General features: G+C 54.4%; 27 protein-coding genes. 16 read left to right on the top strand and 11 right to left on the bottom strand.

The annotated features are described in order from the left end of the window. Positions 1–159: 159 nt before the first annotated feature. Positions 160–1,443 (top strand): putative acyl-CoA thioester hydrolase, encoded by a 1,284-nt coding sequence (locus ABLV08_RS06800; protein ID WP_032714113.1) that lies wholly within the window; start codon positions 160–162, stop codon positions 1,441–1,443. 51 nt (positions 1,444–1,494) lie between these two features. Here ABLV08_RS06800 and blc read toward each other — a convergent pair whose 3' ends face one another. Next, entirely contained in the window at positions 1,495–2,028 is a 534-nt protein-coding gene (gene blc / locus ABLV08_RS06795) for an outer membrane lipoprotein Blc (protein WP_020079325.1), read from the bottom strand. 391 nt (positions 2,029–2,419) lie between these two features. On the opposite strand from blc, the gene ABLV08_RS06790 reads away from it, so the two are divergent. Together ABLV08_RS06790 and ABLV08_RS06785 are read left to right on the top strand one after the other, a co-directional pair. Then, positions 2,420–2,632 (top strand): hypothetical protein, encoded by a 213-nt coding sequence (locus ABLV08_RS06790; protein WP_015367633.1) that lies wholly within the window; start codon positions 2,420–2,422, stop codon positions 2,630–2,632. A gap of 28 nt (positions 2,633–2,660) precedes the next feature. Next, positions 2,661–3,215 (top strand): helix-turn-helix transcriptional regulator, encoded by a 555-nt coding sequence (locus tag ABLV08_RS06785; protein ID WP_020079326.1) that lies wholly within the window; start codon positions 2,661–2,663, stop codon positions 3,213–3,215. 53 nt (positions 3,216–3,268) lie between these two features. On the opposite strand, the gene ABLV08_RS06780 is transcribed toward ABLV08_RS06785, so the two are convergent. Further along, positions 3,269–4,003: a MerR family transcriptional regulator gene (locus ABLV08_RS06780; protein WP_020079327.1), complete on the bottom strand. Its 735-nt coding sequence runs from the start codon at positions 4,001–4,003 to the stop codon at positions 3,269–3,271. A 156-nt stretch (positions 4,004–4,159) separates the two neighbouring features. Beyond that, on the bottom strand, positions 4,160–5,371 hold the full coding sequence (locus ABLV08_RS06775; RefSeq protein WP_348855681.1) for a diguanylate phosphodiesterase: 1,212 nt from the start codon (positions 5,369–5,371) through the stop codon (positions 4,160–4,162). A 310-nt stretch (positions 5,372–5,681) separates the two neighbouring features. Here ABLV08_RS06775 and ycgZ point away from each other — a divergent pair, with 310 nt between their 5' ends. The 3 genes from ycgZ (at position 5,682) to ABLV08_RS06760 (ending at position 6,609) form a co-directional block, all read left to right on the top strand. Then, positions 5,682–5,927 carry a regulatory protein YcgZ gene (gene ycgZ / locus ABLV08_RS06770; protein WP_015367637.1) on the top strand — a complete coding sequence of 82 codons (246 nt, stop codon included), beginning with the start codon at positions 5,682–5,684 and terminating at the stop codon, positions 5,925–5,927. A gap of 65 nt (positions 5,928–5,992) precedes the next feature. Further along, positions 5,993–6,295 (top strand): hypothetical protein, encoded by a 303-nt coding sequence (locus tag ABLV08_RS06765; RefSeq protein ID WP_348855754.1) that lies wholly within the window; start codon positions 5,993–5,995, stop codon positions 6,293–6,295. A gap of 47 nt (positions 6,296–6,342) precedes the next feature. Beyond that, positions 6,343–6,609 carry a biofilm development regulator YmgB/AriR family protein gene (locus ABLV08_RS06760; protein WP_015367639.1) on the top strand — a complete coding sequence of 89 codons (267 nt, stop codon included), beginning with the start codon at positions 6,343–6,345 and terminating at the stop codon, positions 6,607–6,609. A 60-nt stretch (positions 6,610–6,669) separates the two neighbouring features. Here the strand turns inward: ABLV08_RS06760 and pgl are convergent, their stop codons facing one another. Beyond that, the gene (gene pgl, locus ABLV08_RS06755) at positions 6,670–7,665 is read right to left on the bottom strand and encodes a 6-phosphogluconolactonase (protein ID WP_015367640.1); all 996 of its coding nucleotides are present in this window, start codon (positions 7,663–7,665) and stop codon (positions 6,670–6,672) included. A 180-nt stretch (positions 7,666–7,845) separates the two neighbouring features. Between pgl and ABLV08_RS06750 the strand changes: the two genes are divergently transcribed. Beyond that, positions 7,846–8,664, top strand: a complete 819-nt coding sequence (locus ABLV08_RS06750; protein ID WP_046884149.1) for a pyridoxal phosphatase — start codon at positions 7,846–7,848, stop codon at positions 8,662–8,664. Here ABLV08_RS06750 and modC read toward each other — a convergent pair whose 3' ends face one another. From modC to ABLV08_RS06730, 4 genes are all read right to left on the bottom strand, one after another. Then, a complete protein-coding gene (modC, locus tag ABLV08_RS06745) occupies positions 8,665–9,723 on the bottom strand; it encodes a molybdenum ABC transporter ATP-binding protein ModC (RefSeq protein WP_348855680.1) in 1,059 nt (352 codons plus the stop codon). A gap of 2 nt (positions 9,724–9,725) precedes the next feature. Next, positions 9,726–10,415, bottom strand: a complete 690-nt coding sequence (gene modB / locus ABLV08_RS06740) for a molybdate ABC transporter permease subunit (protein WP_015367643.1) — start codon at positions 10,413–10,415, stop codon at positions 9,726–9,728. Further along, a complete protein-coding gene (gene modA, locus ABLV08_RS06735) occupies positions 10,412–11,188 on the bottom strand; it encodes a molybdate ABC transporter substrate-binding protein (RefSeq protein ID WP_234276344.1) in 777 nt (258 codons plus the stop codon). The genes modB and modA overlap by 4 nt, the downstream gene beginning before the upstream one ends. A gap of 127 nt (positions 11,189–11,315) precedes the next feature. Continuing rightward, complete coding sequence (locus ABLV08_RS06730; protein WP_015367645.1) at positions 11,316–11,465, bottom strand: AcrZ family multidrug efflux pump-associated protein; 150 nt, start codon at positions 11,463–11,465, stop codon at positions 11,316–11,318. A 153-nt stretch (positions 11,466–11,618) separates the two neighbouring features. On the opposite strand from ABLV08_RS06730, the gene modE reads away from it, so the two are divergent. The 7 genes from modE to gpmA all read left to right on the top strand — a co-directional run bounded on the left by modE (position 11,619) and on the right by gpmA (position 19,426). Then, positions 11,619–12,407, top strand: coding sequence for a molybdenum-dependent transcriptional regulator (modE, locus tag ABLV08_RS06725; RefSeq protein WP_032712906.1), 789 nt, complete (start codon positions 11,619–11,621; stop codon positions 12,405–12,407). Positions 12,408–12,474: 67 nt separating this feature from the next. Continuing rightward, the gene (modF, locus tag ABLV08_RS06720; protein WP_126033335.1) at positions 12,475–13,950 is read left to right on the top strand and encodes a molybdate ABC transporter ATP-binding protein ModF; all 1,476 of its coding nucleotides are present in this window, start codon (positions 12,475–12,477) and stop codon (positions 13,948–13,950) included. A gap of 206 nt (positions 13,951–14,156) precedes the next feature. Further along, positions 14,157–15,173, top strand: a complete 1,017-nt coding sequence (gene galE, locus ABLV08_RS06715; RefSeq protein ID WP_015367648.1) for a UDP-glucose 4-epimerase GalE — start codon at positions 14,157–14,159, stop codon at positions 15,171–15,173. Between the two features lie 31 nt (positions 15,174–15,204). Continuing rightward, positions 15,205–16,254: a galactose-1-phosphate uridylyltransferase gene (gene galT, locus ABLV08_RS06710; protein ID WP_047046182.1), complete on the top strand. Its 1,050-nt coding sequence runs from the start codon at positions 15,205–15,207 to the stop codon at positions 16,252–16,254. Beyond that, a complete protein-coding gene (gene galK, locus ABLV08_RS06705; RefSeq protein WP_015367650.1) occupies positions 16,254–17,402 on the top strand; it encodes a galactokinase in 1,149 nt (382 codons plus the stop codon). The genes galT and galK overlap by 1 nt, the downstream gene beginning before the upstream one ends. Further along, on the top strand, positions 17,396–18,439 hold the full coding sequence (galM, locus tag ABLV08_RS06700) for a galactose-1-epimerase (protein ID WP_348855679.1): 1,044 nt from the start codon (positions 17,396–17,398) through the stop codon (positions 18,437–18,439). Before galK ends, galM begins: the two co-directional genes overlap by 7 nt. Before the next feature lie 234 nt (positions 18,440–18,673). After that, complete coding sequence (gene gpmA / locus ABLV08_RS06695) at positions 18,674–19,426, top strand: 2,3-diphosphoglycerate-dependent phosphoglycerate mutase (protein ID WP_015367652.1); 753 nt, start codon at positions 18,674–18,676, stop codon at positions 19,424–19,426. A gap of 111 nt (positions 19,427–19,537) precedes the next feature. Here gpmA and aroG read toward each other — a convergent pair whose 3' ends face one another. Beyond that, positions 19,538–20,590 carry a 3-deoxy-7-phosphoheptulonate synthase AroG gene (aroG, locus tag ABLV08_RS06690; RefSeq protein WP_015367653.1) on the bottom strand — a complete coding sequence of 351 codons (1,053 nt, stop codon included), beginning with the start codon at positions 20,588–20,590 and terminating at the stop codon, positions 19,538–19,540. A 314-nt stretch (positions 20,591–20,904) separates the two neighbouring features. Between aroG and ABLV08_RS06685 the strand changes: the two genes are divergently transcribed. Continuing rightward, a complete protein-coding gene (locus tag ABLV08_RS06685; protein WP_015367654.1) occupies positions 20,905–21,276 on the top strand; it encodes a YbgS-like family protein in 372 nt (123 codons plus the stop codon). Between the two features lie 114 nt (positions 21,277–21,390). Then, positions 21,391–22,329: a CDF family zinc transporter ZitB gene (gene zitB, locus ABLV08_RS06680; protein ID WP_015367655.1), complete on the top strand. Its 939-nt coding sequence runs from the start codon at positions 21,391–21,393 to the stop codon at positions 22,327–22,329. Here zitB and pnuC read toward each other — a convergent pair. Continuing rightward, the gene (gene pnuC / locus ABLV08_RS06675; protein ID WP_015367656.1) at positions 22,326–23,045 is read right to left on the bottom strand and encodes a nicotinamide riboside transporter PnuC; all 720 of its coding nucleotides are present in this window, start codon (positions 23,043–23,045) and stop codon (positions 22,326–22,328) included. The genes zitB and pnuC overlap by 4 nt on opposite strands. Before the next feature lie 35 nt (positions 23,046–23,080). Continuing rightward, positions 23,081–24,124, bottom strand: a complete 1,044-nt coding sequence (gene nadA, locus ABLV08_RS06670; RefSeq protein WP_015704773.1) for a quinolinate synthase NadA — start codon at positions 24,122–24,124, stop codon at positions 23,081–23,083. Positions 24,125–24,412: the final 288 nt, after the last annotated feature.

Raw genomic sequence — 24,412 nt, 5'->3', positions numbered from 1 at the left:
GACGTTCCATCAGCGCTTCGCGTTGCGTAAAGAAGTGAAGTTTTTGAACTGGCATCTTCCCGTTTCGTTCAAGTTAGTATAAAACAGCAGGTTTTAAAGGACTTATACCCTGTCACGCACAAAGGGTATGTAACTTTGCATATTATCGCCCGGAGCAACATGAACACATATTCCGTTTCCCGTCTGGCGCTGGCGCTGGCCTTCGGCGTGACGCTGTCCGCCTGTAGCTCGACGCCTGCCGATCAAAAGCCCTCAACGCAGACTGCACCGGGCAATACCGCACGGCCGATTCTTAGCGCCGATGAAGCGAAAAACTTCACTCAAGCGGCCTATTTTCAGTCGCTGACGCCGAATGCCGCCACGTGGACGCCATCCGCTATCAGCCTGCCGGCGCAGCCTGATTTCATCGTCGGCCCGGCGGGTGCCCAGGGCGTGACCCACACGACTATTCAGGCCGCGGTCGATGCGGCGATTGCCCGTCACTCTGCCCGTCGCCTGTTCATCGCCGTTATGCCAGGCGAATATGCGGGTACTGTCTACGTGCCTGCCGCGCCGGGCGCGCTGACGATTTATGGTACCGGTGAAAACCCTGCCGACGTCAAAATCAGCGAAGCGATTGATTCCGAAATGGACCGCAATAGCTGGCGTCATCTGGTCAATCCGGGCGGCAAATACATGCCAGGCAAGCCCGCGTGGTATATGTTCGACAGCTGCCAGAGCAAATCCGCCGCCACCGTCGGCGTGATGTGTTCCGCGGTCTTCTGGTCGCAGAATAATGGCCTGCAGCTGCAGAACCTGACCATCGCCAACAATCTCGGCGACAGCGTCGATGCCGGTACCCATCAGGCAGTGGCCTTGCGCAGCGATGGCGACCAGGTGCAGATCAACAAGGTCAACATTCTTGGCCGCCAGAACACCTTCTTTGTGACCAATAGCGGCGTGCAGAACCGTCTGCAGGATAACCGTCAGACCCGTACGCTGGTAACTAATAGCTATATTGAAGGCGATGTGGATATCGTTTCCGGTCGCGGCGCGGTGGTATTCGATAATACCGATTTCCGCGTCGTGAACTCGCGTACGCAGAAAGAAGCCTACGTTTTCGCGCCGGCAACGCTGAAAAGCGTAACCTACGGCTTCCTGGCGACCAATAGCCGCTTCACCGCGTCCGGCGATAACGTCGCGCAGCTGGGCCGCGCGCTGGACGTCGACGGCAACAGCAATGGCCAGGTGGTGATTCGCGATAGCGTCATCAATGAAGGCTTTAACATTGCTCAACCATGGGCGGCGGCGGTCGGTTCTAACCGCGCTTTCAGCGGTAACGTTGGCGCGCAGGATGATAAAGGCAACCCGCAGCGTAACCTTAACGACAACGGCTTCAACCGCATGTGGGAATATAACAACCGCGGCGTAGGCAGCTTTGTGGTTGCCGCTCCGAAACAGTAATATTATCGGCCCGCGCTCACCGACGCGGCGCGCCCTGCAGCAGGCGATAGTTTAAGCCTTCGCCTGCTGCACCCACACCAGTTTGTTTACCGCAAAACCGAGCTCAGCGGCCAGGGCAAGGTACTGCTGTCGAATGTGGGACGGAATATCCGGGGTGCGCGAAAGCAGCCATAAATAGTCGCGGTTTGGACCGCTTACCAGCGCGTACTGGTAGTCCTCGTCGAGCGCGATCACGTTATACCCGCCATAGAAGGGGCCGAAGAAAGAGACTTTCAGCGCTGCCGTAGTGGAAGCGCCGGTAAAATAGGCTTTGCCCTCGCTCTCGCGCCAGCGTTTGTTGCGCGGGTCAAATCCTCGATTGAGTACGCGAATGCCGCCGTCGTCACGCATACTGTAGGTTGCCGTCACCTGCTCCAGACCTCGTTCAAAACGGTTTTCCAGACGCGCGACTTCATACCAGCGCCCCAGATAACGGCTGGCGTCAAAATGGTTTATCGGTTTTACCCCTTGAGGTGGCGTTGGGGTTTTACAGGCGACCAACGCCAGCGATACCGCAACCCCGGTCAGAATTGGCCATAGTTTCATCGCATATCCTCCTTTTTCTCTTTCCTGGCAGACAAGTATAACCCCGCGCAGAGAGCATTCGTCGTTTTTCAGAGAGATTTACCGCCTTGTCTGTACAAGAAACATGAGAATAAAAAACATACATATCAATAACATAATTAAAAACACATTCACTAACCGCTAATTTGTACAAATTATTCCATAGAAATTTGTACAACTTTCCTCTGAGCGTCTATAGTTGACGGGTAGCTCGATTTTACGCGCGCGCTCGGGTCAGCACTCTGCGCCAACGCCGCGGTTATTTTGAGGTGGTTCCTGTTTTACCGTTGCCTGTCCGCAATGTTTTGGCGTAAACGATGTGCAAATCGTTTACGCCAGCGGCTTTTATTTATCGCGTGGGAGATTCAGGCTTATGCATATCAAAAATACGATCCCTGTGCAGTTTATAGCTAACTGCGCATTGCTGAAAAACATAGAAAATAGCTTATTACAGGAAAATAAAACCGTTGACGATCTTCAATTAATTAGTGAGATTAATCAACGGTTACAAATAGAAAGTAATGAAATACTTGCTGATATCTATTTACAGGCGCTGGATATTCTGCGCTGTGGTATTCGTCATTAATTCGTCCATCCGCTTCGTGGAGACCAAAATGTTCAGTAAACACACGCACATTTGTTCCGAACGCTATGACCTGTGGATTGACAACCACTTTCTGATGAGTGGTATCAGCCTTATTCTGCGCACGCTGCCAGAAAGTTGCTTTCGCAAAAAGCATGTTTTCTTTACCAGCGATAGCTATTTCTCGGTGTTGCAACACAAATACAATCGTCGGGAAACGATTTTTATTTTATTAACCGAAGGCAACGATCTTAATTTCCTTAGCGAACTGCCAATGTTACGCATCCCCGCCAGATCGACCCCTGCTGAATTAAAAACATTTCTCAATCAACCGACCCGTTATTATAAATCGCATACTTCTCCTGGCGAACTGATACAGTTTACCGAGCGAGAAAAGAAGGTCATTCAGCTCATCAGTAATGGCGAAGCCATTGCCAGTATTGGTCGCTCGCTAAACTTGCATATTAAGACAATTTATCAAATCCGTTTGAATCTGATAAAAAAACTGGGCTGCAGCGGCAGGACCGATTTCTTTAATATCAGCCGTAGCGCAACATTTAAGTCCTGGAGTCAAATCCATCTGTGAGCACGCGCGACGTAAGCAAACAGCAACCTGCCTCACTTGCAAGGCAGGTTTTTTTATTCGTTACCGTGGAAGTGAATACTAAAGCCCTGTTCCTGCCAGTGGCTCAGCAGCTCCAGTTGCAGCGGCGAGGCGGGGCGCCCGGTCCAGACGAAAATATGTTGTCCAGGAAACAGCTCCGGGCGGGGAGATTCTAACGGTTCCGCCAGCACGTTAACATGCCAACCGCGTTGCGAAAGACGCCAGGCTTCCAGCCATAGGCCGGTGCGGTCTTCATTCCCCCACCCCACCAGCAGCGTCTCCTTGCCATTTTTTTTACGCGATTCCGCTAAAAACAGCGCCACGCAATCAATCAATATGCCATCCAACATGCTGCTGATGACCATTGAAGTGTTTTGATCGAGCTTCAGCCGCTGGCGCACCGGCGCGAACAGGCTATCAAGCAGGGTGTCGACGGGATGCTGATGGCTTAATGCGGTGATTTTGGCGCGGATTTTTGCCGGCTGCATATAGCGCAGGATACTCATCATCTCTTCCTGCAACTGTGCGGATTCGTCACGGGCGGCAGGTAGCTGGCCTTCCAGCAGCGCTTTAACCTTGCCCACTGAAACGCCACGTTCTATCCAGCGCTTAATTTCTTCGATTCGCTGAATATCTTCTTCATCAAACTGACGGTGCCCGCCTTCGCTACGCTGCGGTTTCAGCAAACCGTAACGCCGCTGCCAGGCTCGAAGGGTGACCGGATTGATTCCGCAACGCTCGGCTACTTCACCGATACTGTAAAAAGCCATAAGCCGCCTTATCTCAACCTGATACTTTAGCGCCTAAACTAACGAATTTAGGCATACTGTACAACTCTCTTTTCTTGTACAGATAAAGATATCAGGTTGCAGCTCACAGCGTGCGGGAAAAAGGATGAAAGTATGTTTACGCTATCCCAGGAGGGATCATATTTTCCCCGGCCAGGCGATAGCCGGCAGACCGCCCAGTCGCGGGCTGGCAAACAGATTTCCCTGGAAATGAGAAATACCCGCCGCCTCCAGCCACATCCACTCCTCCGCCTGCTCAACGCCAACCACCGATACGGCAATTTCCAGCGAGTGGCAGCATTTAATAATCGCCTGCACGATAGCCTGACGCGGCCCGTCACGATGGATGTTGCGGATCAGCTGTTGGTCAATTTTAATTCGATCCGGTTGATATTGCGCCAGCAGCGATAGCCCGGCAAAACCAGCGCCAAAGTGATCGATAGCGACGCGTATTCCCGCCCCCTTCAATTTGCGTACGGCATCGGTAAACTCATCCATTCGCGAAATCACTTCACGCTCGGTGAATTCAACAATAATTTGTTCCGGAATCAAATCGTTGCGCTGAATTTCCGTTAGCAGGAATGGCACCGCATCCGCCACTTTCACCAGCGTCATCGGCAGTAGATTGATGGTCAGCGTACGTTCACGCAGGCCTAACTTACCGGCAATGGCCAGCGCAACCCATTTACTTTGCAGATCCGCGACGTAAATCTCATCGCCTGACAAACCGGCAAAATAGGCTGCGGGCGGTTCTCCGTCAACGGTACGCAGCAGCGCTTCCCAGGAGATTATTTCGCAGGCAAAGGGGTCAACCACCGGCTGAAAAGCAAAACAGCATGATTCAGCGCCGTCGATACAAGGTGCGGCCGGATAAAACGTGCTCTCATCAGCAGTAAAATCCCAGCTATCAGCTGCCGGAATTTCATAATAATTCTCTTTTTCCGTCGCTTCGACAAAGGTACGGAAAAAATGCAGCGCCCTGTCGTCGTAAGTCAGTTGATATTTTGTCGTCCCCTTATCCAGCACGTTCTGTAGTACCGCGTCGCGATCGTGTTCCCTTAAATCAAACAGCTCCATGCCGACCTTACCAAAGCGGCGAGCCGGCGCGTAATCGCACAGAAGCTCAACCAGATTGTAATGACGCGGGTCGGCGCAAATATGTCGATAGATTTGCTGTACGTTTTCTTCCGGTCCCTCAATGAGTTGGAAAAAATGCGTACCATTAAAAAGTAAAATACCGGTGACATCCGCCTGACCATTTCTCTCGTTAGCCGCAGCAACCATCGACTCGAGCGATTTGAATGAGACATCGTCGCAGATATGGCTGCGATAAATGATGGTGGTGAGCATAGCGGTTCCAGATGAGAGGTATAAGCATTCACAGTAGCAGTTACTGTTCGATACGTCTTGCTAAACAAGTATTTATATTAACAAAAATTGAACACACAACGCCGCCATGCCGCATAATCTTGTACAATCCGTCACGCTTAAAACCCTCATTGCAATTTTACACAAAATAAAAAAAACAACAAATTTATCAATAATTTTCAATCAACTATACTCTAGGCACGATTTATTGCGCAATACGCTATGTACAAGTTACAAATTATTGTATAAGTTTACTCACAGTTAACAGATGAGTGAAATTAAAGGAGCGCATATGCAGCAGAATGGTTACATTCCAGATACAGCGAACGCGATAGCCCAGTATTTCAACAAAGCATCGTTACCTTCTCAGCAGGAGACGCTGGGCGAAATCGTGATGGACATTCTCACCGAAGGGCGGCATTTAAACCGCAAAGCGCTTTGCACCAAGTTACTGAGCCGTCTTGACGTCGCACGAGCCCCGGAAGAAGAAAATCATTATCAAACGTTGATTGGCCTGCTGTTTGAGCGTCAGGAGTAAACGCTGACTGTCGGCCTGCACCTGACCAGGCCTACAGGAACAACCTGGCATGCAGAGGGACGATGATGAAAAGCAGTCAATCAGATCGGGTTAGCGATGAGATTATTGGCGAAGCAGTTTTATCTCTTCTTAAAACAAACCGGTCAATTAATATTCCGACGCTGCTAGTCAAACTTCGGTTAATGCAGGCAGCGGAAACGAACCGCCAGCGAAGGAATGCAATTATTGCCGTTATCGATGAAATTAGCGTCAGACTCACGACGCGCGGTAATCACGCGCCGGTCATTAAAAAGATTAACGGCCAGTGGGAAAACAGAGCCGTTGTTTTGGATAGTAACGTCGAACCGACGGGCAAAAAAATACACTGATCCCCGAACAAGTTTAATAAACAAGTGAGAATATGATGAGACAGACTATGCATCAGCAATCAGATATTTACGCAGGACTGCAGGATACAGCGCTCTCAGAATATTTCCGCAGCGCCGGAGATAAATTAGTCGATGAATCTGCGGTAATGTCGCTGGCAATCGACAGTATCCTCAGCTCAGATGGGCATCTGAGCAATAAGGCGCTTATTTTATGGTTGATCAATGCGCTGGAAACCACCGATAACGTGGTTACCGCGGATGTGATTCGCAAGACGCTGGAAATTGTCGTCGGCTATACGATGGATGATATTTAAAGCTGTCAGTCCGAATAAAAAAACCTCGCCAGCGCGAGGTTTTTTTCTATCAATAGCAAATTAATGCGCGTTAACCACTACCCACATAGGGCCCTGACCAACGGCATAACGCCCTTTCTCTTTTAACAGCCCCTGCTCGCCGGCAATTTCATAAACCGCGATATGATGCGATTTCTGCCCGGCGGCAATCAGATACTTACCGCTGTGATCGAGATTAAAGCCACGCGGCTGCGCTTCGGTCGGCTGGTAGCCTTCAATAGACAGTACGCTACCATCTTCAGAAACGCTAAAGATGGTGATAATGCTGGCGGTACGATCGCAGGCATAAAGATGTCGGCCATCCGGCGTAATATGGATATCCGCAGCCCAACGCACGCCGGTAAAATCTGGCGGCATCATATCCAGCGTCTGGACGCACTCAATTTTCCCGTGCGGATCTTTAAGCTCCCACACGTCAACGGAGCTGTTCAGCTCGTTCACGCAGTAGCCATACTGCTGGTTCGGATGGAACACCATATGCCGCGGACCGGCGCCTTCCACGGTAGTAACTTCCGCCGGCTCCTGCGCGGCCAGATAGCCGTCATCGCTCAGATTAAACAGGCAAATACGATCCTGCTTCAGCGCCGGTACCCATAGCGTGCGGTTGTCCGGTGAAATATTGGCCGAGTGGCAGCCCTCCAGTCCCTCGACAACGGTGACCGTTTCGCCCGGCAGGCCGTCAATCAATGGCGTCACGCTCACGCAGCCCTGATTGTAGGATGCGCTGAAAACAAAACGGCCCTGATGGTCGGTGGAGATATGCGTCGGGCTCCCCGGCAGCGCGGCTTCGCCGGCGAAAGTCAGCGCGCCATTATCTGGCGCAATGCGGTAAGCCAGGACGCGAAACTCCGGACGCACGCCGACATAGAGATACTCTTTGTTCGGGCTTACCACCATCGGCTGCACCTGGCCCGGGGCATCAACAACCTGAACCAATGTCAGATTTCCCTCAGCATTGAGGCTCCAGACGTGAATCTGATGGCTCTCCGGGCTGGCGGTATATACGGTTTGTTTCATGACTACTCCTTTCCTCACTGCTCGTGAAACTGCTCGTGGACATCGTTATACATTTCATCCGGCGGCGCAACGATGAATGGTATAGACGCTTTTAACGGTAGATGCTGAAAAATTTGCCCCTGAGACGAAGCCGTGTACCATCATGGCAGACCCTTTTTCACCATTTACCGGAACCAACTCATGACCTCACGCGTGATCGCCCTCGATTTAGACGGCACCCTACTGACCTCGAAAAAAACGATTCTTCCGGCGTCGCTCGATGCGCTGGCTCGCGCCCGGGAGGCTGGATATCAGGTGATCGTCGTAACCGGCCGACATCACGTCGCTATCCATCCTTTTTATCAGGCACTGGCTCTCGATACACCTGCAATTTGTTGTAATGGTACCTATTTGTATGATTATCATGCAAAAAAGGTTCTCGAAGCCGATCCGATGCCGGTGGATAAGGCCCTCAGCCTCACCAGCCTGCTCGCCGAACACGATATTCACGGTCTGATGTACGTCGATGACGCCATGCTTTATGAACGTCCGACCGGCCATGTGATCCGCACCACTAACTGGGCGCAGTCGCTGCCGGTTGAACAGCGCCCGGTTTTCACCCAGGTGGATTCTCTGGCGCAGGCGGCGCGTGAAGTACAAGCGGTATGGAAATTCGCCCTCACCGATGAAAATATCCCGAAACTACAGGCCTTCGCGCAGACCGTCGGCCAGAAGCTGGGCCTGGAATGCGAATGGTCGTGGCACGATCAGGTTGATATCGCCCGCGCCGGCAATAGCAAAGGCAAGCGCCTGGCGCAGTGGGTCGCCGCGCAAGGATTATCCATGCAGGACGTTATCGCCTTTGGCGATAACTACAACGACCTCAGCATGCTGGAAGCCGTCGGGACCGGCGTAGCGATGGGTAACGCGGTTGAAGAAGTCAAAGCGCGGGCGAAGGTGGTGATCGGCGAAAACGAAACCACCAGCATCGCCGACTTTATCAATCGTAACCTGCTGTAATCAGGCCGCGATCGATACGCTCTTAATTTGCGCATACAGCCACTGGCCTGGGCTGACACCCAGGTCATCCCGCGCCCACGGGCTAATTCGCGCCCATAGCGTTTTGCCGCTGACCGTAAGCTGTACCTCAATCTGACCGTTGGTTTCCCCACAGCTAACGACCTGCGCGCGCAGAATATTCCGGATACTGGTTTGTCGTGGATGCTCCAGCACCAGCGACACATCCGACGCCTGAATACGAATACGCGCCGCTTCGCCCGGCTCCCGCGCCAGCTGATTAACCCATAGTTGCTGATCGCCCAGCGCCAGCGCAGTCATTGCATATTGCGGATGCTGCGCGATCACCGAGACGTTAAGAATCGTGCTCTGCTGCTCCTGCGGCAGCCACGGATGCATCACGCTGCTGCTCCACACCGTTTCGAGATCGCCAAACGCCTTCACTTTTCCCGCTTCCAGCACCAGCACGTTATCGGCCAGGTGCTGAATTTCATCCAGCGAGTGGCTGACATACAGCATCGGGATATGGATCTCGCGCGCCAGCCGCTGTAAATAGGGGAGTAATTCGCGCTTGCGCGGAATATCCAGCGAGGCCAGCGGCTCATCCAGCAGCAGCAATTCCGGCGCGGTCAACAGGGCGCGGCCAATCGCCACCCGCTGTTTTTCCCCGCCGGACAAACTACCGGGCAGCCGTTCGAGCAGGTGCTCAATGCCCAATAACGCCACCAGCTTATCAAATTGCGCGGCCATGCTTTTAGCCATCCCATATTTCAGGTTACCGCGCACTTTATAGTGCGGAAACAGCCGCGCGTCCTGAAACACATAACCGATACGCCGCTTCTCCGGCGCCAGGCAGATGCGCTGTCGCGCGTCATTGAGTACCCGGCCATTGAGCACAATGCGCCCCTGCTGCGGCTGCGTCAGCCCGCTGATAGCATTAATCAATGAGGTTTTTCCCGCGCCTGAGACGCCGAAAATAGCGGTAATGCCGCTGGCGGGCAGGGTTTCATGCACTTCGAGGCAGTGGTTGCCCAACGTCTGGCTAAAATCGAGCTCCAGCATAGTTATTTTCCCATCCGCTTACGGCTAAGGCGCGCCAGCCATTCAGACACCAGCAACGATACCAGCGCCAGAACAATAGAGATGATGCATAACCGCGCGGCGGCGCCTTCGCTACCGGGTGTTTGAATCAGGGTATACATCGCGGAAGGAATGGTGCGCGTTTCGCCAGGAATGTTTGAGACAAAGGTGATCGTCGCGCCAAACTCTCCCAGCGAACGGGCGAAAGCCAGCACCGTACCGACAATAATGCCCGGCAGGGTCAACGGCAGCGTGATGGTGAAAAATACCCGCCAGCGATTAGCCCCCAGGGTGCGCGCCGCCTGTTCAAGCTTCACGTCCACCCCTTCAAGCGCGAGGCGTATCGCCCGCACCATCAGCGGAAATGACATCACCGCCGCCGCCAGCACCGCCCCCCGCCAGCTGAAGGCGAAGGTCAGACCAAACCAGTCGTATAACCAACTGCCGATAAAGCCGCGTCGCCCCATGGAAATCAGCAACAGATAGCCGACCACCACCGGCGGCAGCACCAGCGGTAAATGTATAATGCTATCGAGTAACGCTTTGCCGGGAAAATGGCGGCGCACCAGCAGCCAGGCGAAAAAGATCCCAAAAGGTAAGCTGCAAACCACCGCCAGGGATGAAACTTTCAGGCTCAGCAGTACCGCCTGCCATTCGGGATCGCTTAAAATCATTGCTGTGTGGTGAATCCGTAACGTTTAAAGATAGCCGAGGCTTCCGGGCCTTTGAGGTAGTCATAAAACGCGGTTACGGTAGCATTTTTATGCCCATCAACGATAGCCAGCGGATACTCGACTTTTTTGTGCGAATCCTCCGGGAAGGTGCCCACCACTTTGACCCCCTTGCTGGCGACGGCATCAGAGCCGTAGACGATGCCCAACGGCGCTTCGTTGCGCTCCACCAGCGCCAGCGCGCCGCGCACGTCTTCTGCCGGCGCGAGCTTCGGCGACAGCGTCTCCCAGGCCCCCAGTTTTTGCAGCGCTTCTTTGGCATAGATCCCTGCCGGTACGTGGTCCGGATCGCCGACCGCCAGACGTCCGCCTTGCAGCAGGCTGGCCCAGGCGGTTTTAGCATTAATGGTGATATCGCTGCGATCGCTGGTTTTCGGCGCGACCACCACCAGGCTATTGCCCAGCAGCGTGGTGCGGGTTGCCTTATCGATTGATTTTTTATCTACGGCATAGTCCATCCATTTCTGGTCCGCAGAAATAAACAGATCGGCGGGCGCGCCGGCTTCAATCTGGCGCGCCAGCGTGGAGGAAGAAGCAAAGGAAGAGACTACTTCAACACGGTGCTCTTTTTTATAGGCTTGCGCGATATCCTGCATAGCGTTGGTTAACGACGCCGCGGCAAAAACGGTAATTTTGCCGTCCTGCGCCAGCGCATGACCAGAAACGCAGAGCGTTAAAGCCGCTCCGGTCAGAAAACGCGACCATTGACCTGCCATTGGAAACTCCTGTGTGTTCGTTATGTAGCGAATAATATAACGACTATGCTCAGGATTTCCCAGCGCGATTTAGGGGTAATCAGGATAGGTACAAAAGAAAACGCCCGGCGAGCCGGGCGTTGGGGAATCAGTGATTTTGCTGGCTGCTGTCTTTATGACCGACGCCGGAGAAAATGTTGAACACTTCGCCGAGACCGTAAATCAGACCGAGGATGACCGCCATCACCACAGGTACCATGACGACAGCAAATACCAGACTTTTCAACAGCTCTAACATGGTTGGCTCCAGATAGTACGAATACTTCATTGTAACCATTTCAGCCGGAAAAACACGCCCCATTTGTGCGGTGCCTCACCGCCGCTGCGGCAGATGGCTGTTGCAAGATGGGCGCTATCGTTCACAATACGCTTTTTACGTCAGGAATTGATTATGCAGGCCGAAATCCTTCTTACGCTTAAGCTTCAACAGCGCCTGTTCGCCGATCCCCGCCGGATAGCCTTACTCAAGCAGATTGATCGGACTGGCTCAATTAGCCAGGGGGCGAAGAACGCCGGTATCAGCTATAAAAGCGCATGGGATGCGATCAACGAAATGAACCAGCTTAGCGAACAATCGCTGGTCGACCGCGCCACCGGCGGTAAAGGCGGCGGCGGCGCGGTGCTGACCCGCTATGGACAGCGGTTGATTCAGTTATACGATCTGTTGGCGCAGATTCAACAAAAAGCCTTCGACGTACTAAGCGACGATGACGCCCTGCCCCTCGACAGCTTGCTGGCGGCGATTTCCCGCTTCTCGTTACAAACCAGCGCCCGCAACCAGTGGTTCGGCACCATCACCGGTCGCGACCACCAGCAGGTACAGCAACATGTCGACGTGCTGCTGGCGGACGGCCAGACCCGTTTTAAAGTCGCCATTACCGCTCAAAGTGCCGACCGCCTCGGGCTCACTGAAGGCCAGGAAGTGCTGGTGTTGCTGAAAGCGCCGTGGGTCGGCATCACGCTTGACCACGCAGTGGCGCAGCAGGCAGACAACCAGCTTACCGGGCGCATCAGCCACATTGAACGCGGGCCGGAGCGGTGCGAAGTCATCATGGCGTTGCCGGATGGGCAAAACCTGTGCGCCACGCTGTCAACGGCGCAAACCGACGGCTTGCAGGAAGGCGCGCAGGCGATCGCCTACTTCAATGCCGATCGCATCATTCTGGCAACCTTATGCTAATGGCATTGACTTTATTGCCGTGAAGACGTATCCCTGAAGCACAACGCTGCAAAAAGTGGGATACACAATGTCATCATTGCAAATTTCGCAAGGCACGTTTCGCCTTAGCGATATAAAAACCTTACATATCGATCGCCTCACGCTGCGCGCTGGCGAAAGCTGGGCTTTCGTCGGCAGTAACGGTAGCGGTAAATCGGCGCTGGCCAGAGCGCTGGCCGGTGAACTGACTCTGTTAAACGGGCAGCGCGAAAGCGCATTTCAGCGTACTACTCGCCTCTCCTTCGAACAGCTGCAGAAACTGGTCAGCGACGAGTGGCAACGTAACAACACCGATATGCTCAGTCCCGGCGAAGAAGATACCGGTCGCACCACCGCGGAAATCATCGAAGATGAAAGACGCGACCCGGAACGCTGTGCCCGGCTGGCGGAGCAGTTTGGTATTAGCCACCTGCTGACGCGGCGCTTTAAATATCTGTCGACGGGCGAAACCCGCAAAACGCTCCTCTGCCAGGCGCTGATGAGCGACCCCGACCTGCTGATTCTCGACGAGCCGTTTGATGGCCTGGATGTCGCTTCGCGCCAACAGTTGGCCGACCTACTGGCCAGCCTGCATCAGGCAGGCATCACCCTGGTACTGGTACTCAACCGCTTCGATGAGATTCCAGAATTCATTGAATATGCCGGCGTGCTGGCGGATTGCACGCTGAGCGAAACCGGCGAGAAACAGGCGTTATTACAACAGGCGCTGGTTGCCCAACTGGCGCATAGCGAAAAACTTGCCGGTATGACGCTACCAGAACCGGATGCCCCCGCCGCCCGGCACGACTTAGCGGCGAACGCTCCGCTTATCGTCCTTAACGACGGCACAGTGTCGTATAACGATAAAGCGATCATTAACCAGCTAAGCTGGACGGTGAACCCCGGCGAACACTGGCAGATTGTCGGCCCCAACGGCGCGGGCAAATCCACATTGCTGAGCCTGATCACCGGCGACCATCCACAGGGTTACAGCAACGACCTGACGCTATTCGGCCGCCGTCGCGGTAGCGGTGAGACTATTTGGGATATCAAAAAACATATTGGCTATGTCAGCAGCAGCCTGCATCTGGAATACCGTGTCAGCACTAACGTGCGTAATGTGATCCTTTCCGGCTACTTTGATTCAATAGGCATTTATCAGGCGGTCTCTGATAAACAACACAAGCTGGTCCAGCGCTGGCTGGATATTCTCGGCATTGATAAACGCACCGCCGACGCGCCGTTCCATAGTTTGTCATGGGGGCAGCAGCGGTTGGCGCTGATCGTTCGCGCGCTGGTCAAACACCCAACCCTGCTGATACTCGATGAACCGTTACAGGGATTAGATCCGCTGAATCGCCAGCTGGTACGTCGTTTCGTCGATGTTTTAATTGGCGAAGGGACCACGCAGCTGCTGTTTGTATCGCATCATGCCGAAGATGCCCCTGACTGCATTACCCACCGCCTGGAGTTCATTCGTAGTGGAGACGGTTACACTTACCGCCTCGGTCCGCTTGCAGAATAGCGCTATACAGGGGTCTGCGGACCCCTGTATTTTTTCAGAGAAATAACCAGAAATTAATACAACATGCTGTTTTATAAATAATTAACTAAAATAAACCTGAATGTCACACCAAGTGTAAACGATTCCACCATTTTGGCCTGTGTCACACTTTTCCCTTCTTTGTTATGCTATCTTCCTCTCACACGATAAGCCTATTGGAGCGAATCATGAAAGTACTGGTCACAGGTGGTAGCGGTTACATCGGAAGTCATACTTGCGTACAGCTGCTGCTGCAGGGACATGATGTGATTATTCTCGACAACCTCTGCAACAGTAAACGCAGCGTATTGCCGGTCATTGAACGTCTCGGCGGCAAGAAAGCCACCTTTGTCGAAGGCGATATTCGTAATGAAGCGCTGATGACGGAAATTCTGCACGATCACGCCATCGAAGCCGTGATCCATTTCGCCGGCCTGAAAGCCGTCGGCGAGTCCGTCGCCAAGCCGCTGGAATATTACGACAATAACGTCACCGGTACACTTAAGTTAGTTTCCGCTATGCGCGCAGCCGGCGTTAAAAACTTTATTTTCAGCTCCTCCGCGACCGTCTACGGCGACCAGCCGAAGATCCCTTATGTTGAAAGCTTCCCGACCGGTACCCCGCAAAGCCCCTACGGTAAAAGCAAACTGATGGTTGAGCAGATCCTCGCCGACCTGCAGAAAGCCCAGCCGGACTGGAGCATCGCGCTGCTGCGCTACTTCAACCCGGTCGGCGCGCATCCATCAGGCGATATGGGCGAAGATCCGCAGGGCATTCCAAACAACCTGATGCCGTATATCGCGCAGGTTGCCGTTGGCCGTCGCGAATCACTGGCGGTATTCGGTAACGACTATCCGACCGAAGACGGCACCGGCGTGCGCGACTACATCCACGTGATGGACCTCGCCGACGGTCACGTCGCCGCCATGGAAAAACTGGCGAACAAAGCTGGCGTACATATCTACAACCTCGGCGCAGGCGTCGGCAGCAGCGTGCTGGACGTGGTCAACGCCTTCAGCAAAGCCTGCGGTAAACCGATTAATTATCACTTCGCGCCGCGCCGCGATGGCGATCTCCCGGCCTACTGGGCTGATGCCGCCAAAGCCGACCGCGAGCTGAACTGGCGCGTGACGCGCAACCTTGACGAAATGGCGCAGGACACCTGGCACTGGCAGTCCCGTCATCCGCAGGGTTATCCGGACTAATAGCCTAAAGGTAAGGCTCTAAGGAAATACCATGACGCAATTTAACCCCGTCGACCATCCGCACCGTCGTTATAACCCGTTAACCGGGCAGTGGATTCTGGTTTCCCCGCATCGCGCCAAGCGCCCCTGGCAAGGGGCGCAGGAGACGCCGGCAAAACAAACGTTGCCCGCGCACGATGCGGATTGTTTCTTGTGCCCGGGCAATACCCGCGTCACCGGCGACACTAACCCGAATTACACCGGCACCTACGTGTTTACCAACGACTTTGCGGCATTGATGACCGATACGCCGGATGCTCCGGAGAGCGACGATCCGCTAATGCGCTGCCAAAGCGCCCGCGGCACCAGTCGGGTTATCTGCTTCTCGCCAGACCACAGCAAAACGCTGCCGGAACTGAGCATTGGAGCACTGGAAGGCGTGGTTAAAACGTGGCAAGAGCAGACCGCGGACCTTGGGAAAAGTTATCCCTGGGTCCAGGTCTTCGAAAATAAAGGCGCGGCGATGGGCTGCTCCAACCCGCATCCTCACGGCCAGGTATGGGCCAACAGTTTCCTGCCCAATGAGGCGGAACGTGAAGACCGTCTGCAAAAGAAATATTTCGCTGAGCAGGGTTCACCGATGCTGGTGGATTATGTGCAACGCGAACTGGCCGACGGCAGCCGTACCGTTGTAGAAACCGAACACTGGCTGGCCGTGGTCCCGTATTGGGCGGCCTGGCCATTTGAGACGCTGCTGCTGCCAAAAACGCACATCCAGCGTCTGACCGATTTAACCGCAGCCCAGCGCCACGACCTGGCGCTGGCGCTGAAAAAGCTGACCAGCCGTTACGACAACCTGTTCCAGACCTCCTTCCCCTACTCCATGGGCTGGCACGGCGCGCCGTTTAATAATGAAGATAATCAACACTGGCAGCTGCACGCTCACTTTTACCCGCCGCTGTTGCGCTCCGCCACGGTGCGCAAATTTATGGTCGGCTACGAAATGCTAGCCGAAACCCAGCGCGATCTCACGGCGGAGCAAGCCGCCGAAAAGTTACGTGCCGTTAGCGATATCCATTTTCGTGAATCAGGAGTTGAATAATGAGTCTGAAAGAGAACACCCAGGCGCTGTTTGCTGAACAGTTTGGCTACCCTGCCAGTCACGTCATTCAGGCGCCGGGCCGCGTCAACCTGATTGGCGAACATACCGATTACAACGATGGTTTTGTGCTGCCGTGCGCCATTGACTATCAAACCGTTGTCAGCTGCGCGCCGCGTTCCGACCGTATCGTGCGGGTCATTGCCGCCGATTATGACAACCAGCGCGACGAGTTTTCCCTCGATGCGCCTATCGTTAGCCACGACACCCAGCAGTGGTCCAATTACGTACGCGGCGTGGTCAAACACCTGCAGAAGCGCAATAACCACTTCGGCGGCGCCGATCTGGTCATCAGCGGCAACGTACCGCAGGGCGCGGGGTTAAGCTCCTCGGCTTCGCTGGAAGTCGCCGTCGGCACCGTGTTCCAGCAGCTGTATCATCTGCCGCTCGACGGCGCGCAAATCGCCCTTAACGGCCAGGAAGCGGAAAACCAGTTCGTCGGCTGTAATTGCGGCATTATGGACCAGCTTATTTCGGCGCTGGGTAAAAAAGATCATGCGCTGCTGATTGACTGCCGCACCCTTGGCACCAAAGCGGTGTCGATGCCGAAAGGCGTCGCGGTGGTGATTATCAACAGCAACTTTAAACGCACGCTGGTCGGCAGCGAATACAACACCCGCCGCGAACAGTGTGAAACCGGCGCGCGTTTCTTCCAGCAGCCCGCTCTGCGTGACGTTGAGCTTGCGCAATTTAATGCCGTGGCCCACGAGCTGGACCCGATTGTGGCAAAACGCGTGCGCCATGTGTTAACCGAAAACGCCCGTACCGTCGAAGCGGCGAGCGCGCTGGCAAACGGTGACCTGCAGCGCATGGGCCAACTGATGGCAGAGTCTCACGCCTCCATGCGCGATGATTTTGAAATCACCGTACCGCAAATTGATACGCTGGTTGAGATTGTCAAAGCGGTTATCGGCGACCAGGGCGGCGTGCGCATGACCGGCGGCGGCTTTGGCGGCTGCATCGTTGCCCTGATACCGGAAGCACTGGTTGAAAAAGTACAGCAGGCGGTAGCCGCTCAGTATGAAGCGAAAACCGGCATTAAAGAGACTTTTTACGTCTGCAAACCATCCCAGGGAGCCGGCCAATGCTAACGCCAACTCGCGAACTCGCGCCCGACGGACAGCCGTGGAACGTGATAACGCTACGTAATAACGCCGGGATGACCGTAACGGTGATGGATTGGGGCGCGACGCTACTCTCCGCGCAAGTGCCTCTTGCCGATGGCAGCCTGCGCGAAGCGTTGCTTGGCTGCGCCACGCCGCAGCAATATCGCCAGCAGGCGGCATTTCTGGGTGCATCCGTCGGCCGCTACGCTAACCGTATCGCCAATAGCCGCTTCACGCTCGATGGCGAGATCGTGAATTTAACCCCGTCGAACGAGGCCGGCCACCAGCTCCACGGCGGGCCGGACGGCTTCGACAAGCGCCGCTGGCAAATTGTCAGCCATGACGACAGCCAGGCGCTATTTGCGCTCGACTCCGCCGATGGCGATCAGGGCTTCCCGGGCCATCTGCAGGCAACCGCGCGCTATCGCCTGACTGGCGATAATCGTATCGCCATTGAGTACCGCGCCACCGTTGATAAGCCCTGCCCGGTCAATATGACTAACCATGTCTATTTTAATCTCGACGGCGTGCAGGGCGATGTGCGCCACCACCGCCTGCAGATCTTCGCCGATCAGTATCTGCCGGTAGAGAGCGACGGTATTCCGTATGGCGATTTGCGCGACGTGGAGTACACCAGTTTTGATTTCCGCGCGCCGAAGGTGCTTGCCGGAGAGTTTCTTGCCGATGCTGACCAGCAAAAAGTGAAAGGTTACGATCACGCCTTTCTGCTGCAGGCCAAAGGCGACGCCCGCCAGCCGGCGGCGCATGTCTGGTCGCAGGATAAAAAGCTACAGCTGACGGTGTATACCTCGGCCCCGGCGCTGCAGTTTTATTCCGGTAACTATCTCGGCGGCACGCCATCGCGCGGCAGTCAACCTTACGGCGACTGGCAAGGGCTGGCGCTGGAAAGCGAGTTCCTGCCGGACTCCCCCAATCATCCGCATTGGCCGCAGCCAGATTGCGTATTACGGCCCGGCGCCGAGTACGTTAGCCTGACGGAATATCAGTTTATCGCCGGATAACGCCATAGCCCTCCCTGCGGAGGGTTTTTTTTCGCCTTTTTGCTGTAATTTGCACCGCTAAAAGACAAAAAGCTAACCTGTGTTTTACAAGCATCTTACACTGCGTCACTATTTTCGCTATGGTTAGGGATAAGCATTGCCGTGAGGCAAATCACGGCAATATAATGAGAATAGTTATCAATCAATAAACACATACACCACAGTAGTCGGGTTGCGTGTAGGAGGAGTAAGAGAATGGCTGTAACTAAGCTGGTACTAGTTCGTCACGGCGAGAGCCAATGGAACAACGAAAACCGTTTCACCGGTTGGTACGACGTTGACCTGTCTGAAAAAGGCGTTAGCGAAGCGAAAGCGGCGGGTAAACTGCTGAAGGAAGAAGGCTTCAGCTTTGATTTTGCTTATACCTCCGTGCTGAAACGTGCCATCCACACCCTGTGGAACGTGCTGGACGAACTGGATCAGGCCTGGCTGCCGGTTGAGAAATCCTGGAAACTGAACGAACGTCACTACGGCGCGCTGCAGGGCCTGAACAAAGCCGAAACCGCTGAGAAGTATGGCGACGAGCAGGTTAAACAGTGGCGTCGCGGCTTTGCCGTCACCCCGCCGGAACTGACCAAAGATGACGAACGTTATCCGGGCCACGATCCGCGTTACGCGAAGCTGACCGATGCGGAACTGCCGACCACCGAGAGCCTGGCGCTGACCATTGACCGTGTCGTACCTTACTGGAACGAAACCATTCTGCCGCGCCTGAAAAGCGGCGAGCGCGTCATTATCGCCGCTCACGGTAACTCCCTGCGTGCGCTGGTGAAATACCTCGACAACATGGGCGAAGACGAGATCCTTGAACTGAACATCCCGACCGGCGTACCGCTGGTGTATGAGTTCGATGAAAACTTCAAGCCGATCAAACACTACTACCTGGGCAATGCTGACGAAATCGCTGCGAAGGCCGCGGCTGTCGCTAACCAGGGTAAAGCGAAGTAATAAGCGACTGAATAATTTCAGCCATAAAAAAAGCGTGGGATTTCCCACGCTTTTTTATTTTTAGCCATTGCAGGCCTAACGCGAACGCAGCCAACAATGGCAAAGTACAGGCTAGCCGCGGCGCGCTTTAACCGCATCTGCCAGCTGGCGCAGGATGGTCTCGGTATCTTCCCAGCCGATGCAGGCGTCGGTTACGCTCTTGCCGTAGGTCAGCGGTTCGCCGCTTTCCAGGCTCTGATTGCCTTCCACCAGGTGGCTTTCAATCATCACGCCCATAATCGCGTTTTCACCGCCGGCAATCTGCTGGCACACATCGGCGCCGACTTCCATCTGCTTTTTAAACTGCTTGCTGGAGTTAGCGTGGCTGAAGTCGATCATGATTTGCGCCGGCAGACCGGCTTTTGCCAGACCCACTTTCACTTCGGCAACGTGCTGAGCGCTATAGTTCGGCTCTTTACCGCCGCGCAGAATGATATGGCAATCGCTATTGCCGCTGGTGTTCACAATAGCGGAATGGCCCCACTTCGTTACCGATAAGAAACAGTGCGGCGCGCCAGCAGCGTTGATCGCATCGATAGCGACCTTGATGGTGCCATCGGTGCCATTTTTGAAGCCAACCGGGCATGAGAGGCCGGAAGAGAGTTCACGATGCACCTGGGATTCAGTGGTACGCGCGCCGATTGCCCCCCAGCTCATCAGGTCCGCCACATATTGCGGGGTGATCATGTCAAGGAACTCGCCCGCCGCTGGCAAACCGCTGTCGTTGATTTCCAGCAGCAGCTTACGCGCGATACGCAGCCCGTCGTTAATGCGGAAGCTGTTATCCATGTGCGGATCGTTAATTAGCCCTTTCCAACCGACGGTGGTGCGCGGTTTTTCAAAATAGACGCGCATAACGATTTCCAGCTCGCCTTTAAGCGCTTCACGCAGTGTCAGCAGACGGCTGGCATACTCTTTCGCCGCGGCAGGGTCGTGAATAGAGCACGGACCAATTACCACCAGCAGACGATCGTCGTTGCCTTTGAGGATGTTGTGAATCGCTTTGCGAGCATGTGCAACGGTATTAGCAGCATTTTCGGTAGCGGGGAATTTTTCCAGGAGCGCAACGGGAGGTAATAATTCGTTGATCTCTTTAATGCGTAAATCGTCGTTCTGATAATTCATCTTCTTTCCAGGCGTTGCCATACTTATACAATGAAATGCAATCCTTCCAATCTATCTCTTCGGTCAAAAAGTGTAAACGTGATTTTACACTGACGATGGAATAATCCTGGAATTAGGGAAAAATACGCCATAAAGTAGCGAAATCCTGCCAGCCAACTACAATTTTTAACTGCAACATCCAATTAAATGTTTATTTTCAGTATTATATTTTAAATCCTCACGCTAAGGCGGAGTGTTAAACCATAGCACCGCAGATCCCTGGCACATCTATGTTGGCGCGTTTAGCTAACAAATCGACTAAGCAGGAGTATCCGATGAATATGAATAAACTCACAGCCCTACTTCTCACCGCCACCTTAAGCTTAGCCAGCGGCGCCGCGCTGGCCGCCGATAGCGGCGCGCAATCGAACAACGGTCAGGCCAATTCCGCCGCTGATGCCGGACAGGTTGCGCCCGATGCCCGTGAAAACGTGGCGCCAAATAATGTCGATAACGACAAAATTAACTCCGGCGGCACCATGCTTCATCCTGATGGTTCGACAATGAATCATGACGGGATGTCGAGCGACGAGGTCCATAAAAACAGCATGTGCAAAGATGGACGCTGTCCGGATACGGATAAAAAAATGGAAAGCGGCAATGGCATGAACAACGATGCCAGCAAAACGGATGGCACCTCGCAGTAATTGAAACGGGTGAGATATGGGATCGAGGTGGCAGTGCTCACCTTGATCCCTTTGTTCGCTGAATTTCGGTAAGATGTCATAGTGTAATAATGATAACTATTAAGGGATGACATCATGGCGCATGCACATTCACCGACCCCTGCTGGCGAAAACAGTAACGCCAACCGGCTGCTTTGGGCTTTTATCGTAACCGCCGGTTTTATGATTATTGAGGCCATCGGCGGCGTCATTTCCGGTTCCCTGGCCCTGCTCGCCGATGCCGGACATATGCTCACCGACTCCGCCGCCCTCTTGTTCGCTCTGCTAGCGGTACGCTTCGCCAGCCGGCCGCCAAATAGCCGCCACACTTTTGGTTGGCTGCGTTTAACTACTCTCGCCGCCTTCGTCAACGCCATCGCCCTGGTGGTCATTACCATTTTCATCTTCTGGGAAGCGGTACAGCGTTTTAACCATCCGCAGCCGGTGGCGGGAAAAACCATGATGGTCATCGCCGTCGCCGGACTGCTGGCCAATATCCTCGCCTTCTGGATCCTGCACCGCGGCAGCGCCGAAAGTAATCTTAACGTCCGCGCGGCGGCACTGCATGTGCTGGGAGATCTATTGGGTTCCGTCGGCGCCATCGTGGCCGCTATCGTCATTCTGATGACCGGCTGGACGCCGATTGACCCGATCCTCTCGGTGCTGGTGTCGTGTTTAGTACTGCGCAGCGCCTGGCGACTGCTGCAGGAGAGTATGAATGAGTTGTTGGAGGGCGCGCCGCGCTCGCTGGATGTCGAAGCATTAGGCCGCGATCTACGCCGCTCGATACCTGAAGTCCGCGACGTTCACCACGTTCACGTCTGGCTGGTGGGGGAAAAACCGGTGATGACGCTGCACGTACAGGTCGTGCCGCCGCACGATCACGATGCGCTACTTGATAGCATCCAGCATTTTATTGAGCATAAATATGAAATTGAGCATGTGACGGTACAGATGGAGTACCGTCCCTGCAGCGGCCCGGAATGCCACCTGAATCTGGCGCATTCCGGACATGAGCATCATCATCACCATTAACGTGAAAGCGCGTGAGAACCCCGCTCACGCGCGCTGTTAATCCACATCCGGCTGCCATTCAGGGCAATGAACGTCAGCAGCAAATATTCCAGCGACATCGCATACACGCCCTGTAGAGCGAATATCACCACGCTAATGACGTTGATGATCACCCACAGCAGCCAGTTCTCAACGTATTTACGCGTCATCAATACCATCGCGGCAATCGACAGCACCATCATGCAGGAATCCCAGAATGGGAAAGCATCGGGTTCCAGCGTCGGCATCGCCACCTGCAGCCCGAGCATTTGCATCAGGTTGACGGCGATACGGGTCAGGAAGGCAAACACCGGGTTAATAAACACCGTCATCAGACCGATAGCCACTACGCAGCCCGCCAGCCAGGCCAGCGCTTTTGGCAACGGCAGCCAGCGAATTTTCAGTTCCGCTTCGTTATCGCTGGTCTGCCTTGACCACGCGTACCAACCGTAAACGTTCGCCGCGAAGAAAAACAGCTGTAGCAGCAGGCTGGCGTACAGCTGGATCTGGAAGAAGATGATCGCAAAAAGCGTCACGTTCACCAGGCCGAAGGCATAGTTGCTAATCTTTTCCAGGCTCGCCAGCCAGATGCACAACAGGCCGGCGATGGTCCCCACCGCCTCAATCCACGACAGATCGTAGCCACCGGCGCCGATCGGTATATGCACTAAAATATTCTGCGTACTGAAAAAATCCATTTTATCCCCTAAGCGTAACGCGACGCGGTAATGAGTTATCCCCGTAGTGTAGCCGCAAATTCCAGCATACGGTTAAGCGGAATTAATGCCCCGGCACGCAGTTTGGCGTCAACGTGAATTTCGTGTTCAACGCCGCCCTGCTCTAACCCTTCCGCTATCGCTTTCAGGCCGTTCATCGCCATCCAGGGGCAATGGGCGCAGCTGCGACAGGTTGCGCCCTCACCTGCCGTAGGCGCTTCCAGCAGATCTTTTTCCGGTACCGCCTGCTGCATTTTATAGAAGATCCCGCGATCGGTGGCCACGATAAGCTGGCGCTGCGGCAGGCTTTTCGCCGCAGCAATTAATTGGCTGGTTGATCCTACCGCATCCGCCATGTCGACAATCGCCTGCGGTGATTCCGGATGCACCAGGATCGCCGCGTCGGGGTAGAGCCCCTTCATGCGCGCCAGCGCCTGGGTTTTAAATTCATCATGGACGATGCAGGCGCCCTGCCAGCACAGCACGTCGGCCCCGGTCTGGCGCTGTACATAGCGACCAAGATGGCGGTCCGGCGCCCAAAGTATCTTTTGTCCGAGGCTATCGAGATGTTCAATCAATTCCACGGCGATGCTGGAAGTCACTACCCAGTCGGCGCGCGCTTTTACCGCCGCTGACGTATTGGCATAGACCACCACGGTGCGATCCGGGTGAGCATCGCAAAATGCATTAAAGTCATCAATGGGACAGCCGAGATCCAGAGAACACTCCGCATTCAGCGTCGGCATCAGGATGGTCTTTTCCGGACTAAGAATTTTGGCCGTTTCGCCCATAAAACGCACTCCGGCAACCAGCAGCGTGGAGGCCGGGTGACGCGCGCCAAAACGCGCCATTTCCAGCGAGTCGGCAATACAGCCGCCGGTCTCTTCGGCCAGTTGCTGAATTTCAGGATCGGTGTAGTAATGCGCCACCATCACGGCGTCGCGTTCACGCAGCAGGCGTTTAATTTTCTCGCGGTAAAACACTTTTTCGTCACGGTTCAACGGTTGTGGTTTTGGCGGGAAAGGATAAATCGCCGTTTCAGGATCAAACATTACGCTCATCATGCAATCTCGTTTTACTGGCTTAACTTTGAAACCGTAAATATCGCTTTGTATCGCCTTAATACGGTCACTATGTTTTATATGCTAAACAAGATAGCCGATCGCAAGCGAAATGTCGTGATGAATTTTGTATTCCCCGGGGACGATGCTGCGCATCTTCCCGGGCTACCGGTTCGTGCGCTATGGAGTCACGGTAAGCGTAGTGCGAACATGGAGATGATTGTGGAGAATGACGCATAGCAAAAAGGCGCCTTTAGGGCGCCTTTTTACATTGGTGGGTCGTGCAGG

The organism is Klebsiella sp. CN_Kp088 (assembly GCF_040064335.1).
Lineage (GTDB): Bacteria > Pseudomonadota > Gammaproteobacteria > Enterobacterales > Enterobacteriaceae > Klebsiella > Klebsiella aerogenes.
This window is presented reverse-complemented; position numbering and strand designations above follow the sequence as displayed.

Excerpts from the sequence above, each read along its gene's own strand:
- ABLV08_RS06800 (WP_032714113.1), top strand. The coding sequence starts at position 160 with ATGAACACATATTCCGTTTCCCGTCTGGCGCTGGCGCTGGCCTTCGGC.
- blc (WP_020079325.1), bottom strand. The coding sequence starts at position 2,028 with ATGAAACTATGGCCAATTCTGACCGGGGTTGCGGTATCGCTGGCGTTG.
- ABLV08_RS06790 (WP_015367633.1), top strand. The coding sequence starts at position 2,420 with ATGCATATCAAAAATACGATCCCTGTGCAGTTTATAGCTAACTGCGCA.
- ABLV08_RS06785 (WP_020079326.1), top strand. The coding sequence starts at position 2,661 with ATGTTCAGTAAACACACGCACATTTGTTCCGAACGCTATGACCTGTGG.
- ABLV08_RS06780 (WP_020079327.1), bottom strand. The coding sequence starts at position 4,003 with ATGGCTTTTTACAGTATCGGTGAAGTAGCCGAGCGTTGCGGAATCAAT.
- ABLV08_RS06775 (WP_348855681.1), bottom strand. The coding sequence starts at position 5,371 with ATGCTCACCACCATCATTTATCGCAGCCATATCTGCGACGATGTCTCA.
- ycgZ (WP_015367637.1), top strand. The coding sequence starts at position 5,682 with ATGCAGCAGAATGGTTACATTCCAGATACAGCGAACGCGATAGCCCAG.
- ABLV08_RS06765 (WP_348855754.1), top strand. The coding sequence starts at position 5,993 with ATGAAAAGCAGTCAATCAGATCGGGTTAGCGATGAGATTATTGGCGAA.
- ABLV08_RS06760 (WP_015367639.1), top strand. The coding sequence starts at position 6,343 with ATGCATCAGCAATCAGATATTTACGCAGGACTGCAGGATACAGCGCTC.
- pgl (WP_015367640.1), bottom strand. The coding sequence starts at position 7,665 with ATGAAACAAACCGTATATACCGCCAGCCCGGAGAGCCATCAGATTCAC.
- ABLV08_RS06750 (WP_046884149.1), top strand. The coding sequence starts at position 7,846 with ATGACCTCACGCGTGATCGCCCTCGATTTAGACGGCACCCTACTGACC.
- modC (WP_348855680.1), bottom strand. The coding sequence starts at position 9,723 with ATGCTGGAGCTCGATTTTAGCCAGACGTTGGGCAACCACTGCCTCGAA.
- modB (WP_015367643.1), bottom strand. The coding sequence starts at position 10,415 with ATGATTTTAAGCGATCCCGAATGGCAGGCGGTACTGCTGAGCCTGAAA.
- modA (WP_234276344.1), bottom strand. The coding sequence starts at position 11,188 with ATGGCAGGTCAATGGTCGCGTTTTCTGACCGGAGCGGCTTTAACGCTC.
- ABLV08_RS06730 (WP_015367645.1), bottom strand. The coding sequence starts at position 11,465 with ATGTTAGAGCTGTTGAAAAGTCTGGTATTTGCTGTCGTCATGGTACCT.
- modE (WP_032712906.1), top strand. The coding sequence starts at position 11,619 with ATGCAGGCCGAAATCCTTCTTACGCTTAAGCTTCAACAGCGCCTGTTC.
- modF (WP_126033335.1), top strand. The coding sequence starts at position 12,475 with ATGTCATCATTGCAAATTTCGCAAGGCACGTTTCGCCTTAGCGATATA.
- galE (WP_015367648.1), top strand. The coding sequence starts at position 14,157 with ATGAAAGTACTGGTCACAGGTGGTAGCGGTTACATCGGAAGTCATACT.
- galT (WP_047046182.1), top strand. The coding sequence starts at position 15,205 with ATGACGCAATTTAACCCCGTCGACCATCCGCACCGTCGTTATAACCCG.
- galK (WP_015367650.1), top strand. The coding sequence starts at position 16,254 with ATGAGTCTGAAAGAGAACACCCAGGCGCTGTTTGCTGAACAGTTTGGC.
- galM (WP_348855679.1), top strand. The coding sequence starts at position 17,396 with ATGCTAACGCCAACTCGCGAACTCGCGCCCGACGGACAGCCGTGGAAC.
- gpmA (WP_015367652.1), top strand. The coding sequence starts at position 18,674 with ATGGCTGTAACTAAGCTGGTACTAGTTCGTCACGGCGAGAGCCAATGG.
- aroG (WP_015367653.1), bottom strand. The coding sequence starts at position 20,590 with ATGAATTATCAGAACGACGATTTACGCATTAAAGAGATCAACGAATTA.
- ABLV08_RS06685 (WP_015367654.1), top strand. The coding sequence starts at position 20,905 with ATGAATATGAATAAACTCACAGCCCTACTTCTCACCGCCACCTTAAGC.
- zitB (WP_015367655.1), top strand. The coding sequence starts at position 21,391 with ATGGCGCATGCACATTCACCGACCCCTGCTGGCGAAAACAGTAACGCC.
- pnuC (WP_015367656.1), bottom strand. The coding sequence starts at position 23,045 with ATGGATTTTTTCAGTACGCAGAATATTTTAGTGCATATACCGATCGGC.
- nadA (WP_015704773.1), bottom strand. The coding sequence starts at position 24,124 with ATGAGCGTAATGTTTGATCCTGAAACGGCGATTTATCCTTTCCCGCCA.